The following is a 410-nucleotide window of genomic DNA, read 5'->3' as shown; positions in this document are numbered from 1 at the left end:
TGATGGCAGAGAGGTCACACCCGTTCCCATACCGAACACGGAAGTTAAGCTCTCTAGCGCCGATGGTAGTTGGGACCTTGTCCCTGTGAGAGTAGGACGTTGCCAGGCAATATTATTCCGCAGTAGCTCAGCGGTAGAGCTATCGGCTGTTAACCGATCGGTCGTAGGTTCGATTCCTACCTGCGGAGCCATTGGAGAGCTGTCCGAGTTGGCCGAAGGAGCACGATTGGAAATCGTGTATACGTCACAAGCGTATCAAGGGTTCGAATCCCTTGCTCTCCGCCATAGGATTTATAATATTTGGCCCGTTGGTCAAGTGGTTAAGACACCGCCCTTTCACGGCGGTAACACGGGTTCGAATCCCGTACGGGTCACCACTTTTGGAGGATTAGCTCAGCTGGGAGAGCACC

3 tRNA genes and 1 rRNA gene are annotated in these 410 nt (G+C 53.4%); all 4 read left to right on the top strand.

Features of this window, described 5'->3' with window-relative positions:
* A 5S ribosomal RNA gene (rrf, locus tag MR070_RS26910) occupies nucleotides 1-108 on the top strand; the annotation flags it as partial.
* An 8-nt stretch (nucleotides 109-116) separates the two neighbouring features.
* Nucleotides 117-191 (top strand) — tRNA-Asn (locus tag MR070_RS26905).
* A gap of 2 nt (nucleotides 192-193) precedes the next feature.
* A tRNA-Ser gene (locus tag MR070_RS26900) sits at nucleotides 194-285 on the top strand.
* 17 nt (nucleotides 286-302) lie between these two features.
* Nucleotides 303-377 (top strand) — tRNA-Glu (locus MR070_RS26895).
* The last annotated feature ends 33 nt before the right edge of the window (nucleotides 378-410 follow it).

This window comes from Bacillus cereus group sp. BfR-BA-01453 (assembly GCF_022662915.1).
GTDB classification, from domain to species: domain Bacteria; phylum Bacillota; class Bacilli; order Bacillales; family Bacillaceae_G; genus Bacillus_A; species Bacillus_A paranthracis.
Note: the sequence above shows the minus strand (reverse complement) of the source record. Positions and strands in the feature narration are given on the sequence as shown.